Consider the following 2,573-nt stretch of genomic DNA (forward strand, 5'->3'; position numbering starts at 1 on the left):
CCGATGCGGAGCTGGCGCGCAGCATCGCGCTCGAACACGACCAGACGGTCATCGCCGATGCCGTCCGACAGCTCGAGGCGGAGTTTCCGGCCTACTACCAGGCCGGCAAGCAGATGGCCGCAGCCTATGTCGCCCAGGGCCCGGAAGGCGGCAATAAGCTGATGGCGGATTTCGATGCCGCCGCGCAGCGGCTCGCCGATTCGACCAAGGCCATGGTGGATGGCGCCGACTGGTTCGGCACCTACTCCGTGCTCGACAGCCAGGCCCGTCGCAAGGCGCTGCTCGATGCCGAGTTCTTCCGCAATGTGAGTCAGCTGGTCACCTACACGGTACTGGTGATCGCCATCGGTGGCATGACCGCCTTCATTGCCGGCTACGTGCTGCGCCGGTTGCGCGACATCTCGAGCAAGATCAAGCGCATTTCCGAAGGCGACTACACCGTCGAGGTGTACGGCTCACGGGTCTGGGAGGAACTCAAGGACATTGCCGCGGCAGCCGAGATGTTCCGTCTCAATGGCCTCAAGGTCGAGGAGATGACCGAGGCCGATCGGGCCGGCCACGAGTCGCGCGCCAGCGAGCGCCGCCGCATGATGCAGGAACTGCAGCGCGCGTTCGGCACCGTGGTCGATGCCGCGCTCGAGGGCGATTTTTCGCAGCGGGTGCGCACGGAATTCGCCGATGACGAACTCAACAAGCTCGGCGAGAGCGTCAACAACCTCGTCGGCGAGGTCGAGCGCGGGCTGAACGAGACGGGTGCGGTGCTGACCGCTCTGGCCAACACCGATCTCACCCATCGCATCCACGGCCAATATGCCGGTGCCTTCGCCAAGCTCAAGACCGATACCAATGCGGTCGCCGATCGCCTCGAGGAGATCGTCGGCAACCTGCGCGGTGCTTCGGGGACGCTGAAGCTCGCGACGGGCGAGATCCTCTCGGGCATCAACGACCTCAGCGAGCGGACCACCAAGCAGGCGGCGACGATCGAGGAGACTTCGGCCGCGATGGAGCAGTTGGCGCAGACCGTCAACGACAACGTCCATCGGGCGGCCGAGGCCAGCAACAATGCGGTCAGCGTTTCGAACGCGGCAAGTGCGGGCGGTGAGGTGATGCAGCAGGCGACGCAGGCGATGGAGCGCATCACCACGTCGTCGGGCAAGATCTCCAACATTATCGGCATGATCGACGACATTGCCTTCCAGACCAACCTGCTCGCCCTCAATGCCTCGGTCGAGGCGGCGCGGGCCGGGGAGGCCGGCAAGGGCTTTGCCGTGGTCGCGGTCGAAGTCCGCCGCCTCGCCCAGTCGGCGGCCGGCGCCTCGCAGGAGGTCAAGGCGCTGATCGAGCAGAGCGGGACCGAAGTGCGGGTCGGTTCGAAGCTCGTCACCGATGCCGCCGACAAGCTCGCGGCAATGGCCGTCCACGCCCGCACCAATCTCGAGCTGCTGGAAGGGATCTCCCGGGAAAGCCGGAGCCAGGCCTCTGCCATCGACGAGGTGAACGTGGCGGTGCGCCAGCTCGACGAGATGACCCAGCACAATGCTGCGCTGGTGGAACAGACCAATGCAGCGATCGAGCAGACGGAGGCGCAGGCCAGCGAGCTCGACCGGGTCGTCACGGTATTCACCGTGAGCGATGCGGGCGGGACCAGCGTCGAACCGCCAGCGCGGCGAAGCGCCCAGGCAACCCGGCAGGCGACGAAGCGCGCCTATCTCAGCTCCGGCAACGCCGCCATCAGCGCAGACTGGAACGAGTTCTAGCCCGGCCCGGCCGATACCGGCGCGGACAGTCAGCGCTTTCTTAACATCGCGTGCGTAGGCTACCTCCGAGACGGCATCCGTCTCGGGGGAACACACATGCCCGATACGACGATCCCGGACGAACCGGTGCGTCTGCTCGCGCTCGTCCCGGCAGCCCTGGTCGCGCTGATGGCCGTGGCGGCGGGCAGCGCGTCGGCCTACGCCCCGCCCGATACCGGCGATATGGCCGTGGTTTTCCCGCCCTGGGTCGATGCCGCCGGGGCCTACGCGGCAGTGCTGGCGGCCGGCGGCCGGTTTGCCGGCGGCAGCCGGTTCGACAACATCCCCATCGCCAACGCGCGGGATGTCGGCTTCAAGGCCCGGGTTCTGTCCGAAGGCGCCCTCTTCATCGTCGCGGCCACCGGCGTCTGCGGTCCGGTCTCGTCCCCTCCTGCACCTGGTGAGCTCTCATGAACATCGATGCCCTGCGCCTCCGTGCCTCCTATGTGATCGCCGCTGTCGCACTGGCCATGTGTCTGGCGTCGGTTGCCACCGAACTGCTGCTGCAGGGCGGAGTCGGGCTTGCCGGCATGCTGGCGGGAGGCGCCATGCTGGTGTTGTTCGTCACGGGCCTCGCGGCACGCAATTCCGCTGCCTTCCGGCTGACGGCGGTGTCGGTCATGATGGCCGAGGTGGTTGCCCTGTTGATCGCCGCACGCGGCAACCCGATCCAGATCGACCTGCACATGGCGTTCTTCGCCGGCCTGGCGCTGTGCGCCCTGCTCTACGACATCCGGGCGATCCTGCTCGGCACCGTGCTGGTTGCGGTGCATCACC

2 protein-coding genes and 1 pseudogene are annotated in these 2,573 nt (G+C 67.1%); all 3 read left to right on the forward strand.

Annotated features, from left to right (window positions below):
- Positions 1–1,757 (forward strand): methyl-accepting chemotaxis protein (locus ACE3TU_RS21290; RefSeq protein ID WP_374627861.1); only part of this gene is annotated, 1,757 nt, incomplete at its 5' end.
- A gap of 96 nt (positions 1,758–1,853) precedes the next feature.
- Positions 1,854–2,210: a hypothetical protein gene (locus ACE3TU_RS21295; protein ID WP_374627862.1), complete on the forward strand. Its 357-nt coding sequence runs from the start codon at positions 1,854–1,856 to the stop codon at positions 2,208–2,210.
- Positions 2,207–2,573 (forward strand): annotated as a pseudogene (locus ACE3TU_RS21300) (hypothetical protein); the annotation flags it as partial. The gene ACE3TU_RS21295 and the pseudogene ACE3TU_RS21300, both read left to right, overlap by 4 nt.

Source organism: Devosia sp., from assembly GCF_041917035.1.
Lineage (GTDB): Bacteria > Pseudomonadota > Alphaproteobacteria > Rhizobiales > Devosiaceae > Devosia_A.

Coding starts and splice junctions, on each gene's coding strand:
- ACE3TU_RS21295 (WP_374627862.1), top strand. CDS start 1,854: ATGCCCGATACGACGATCCCGGACGAACCGGTGCGTCTGCTCGCGCTC.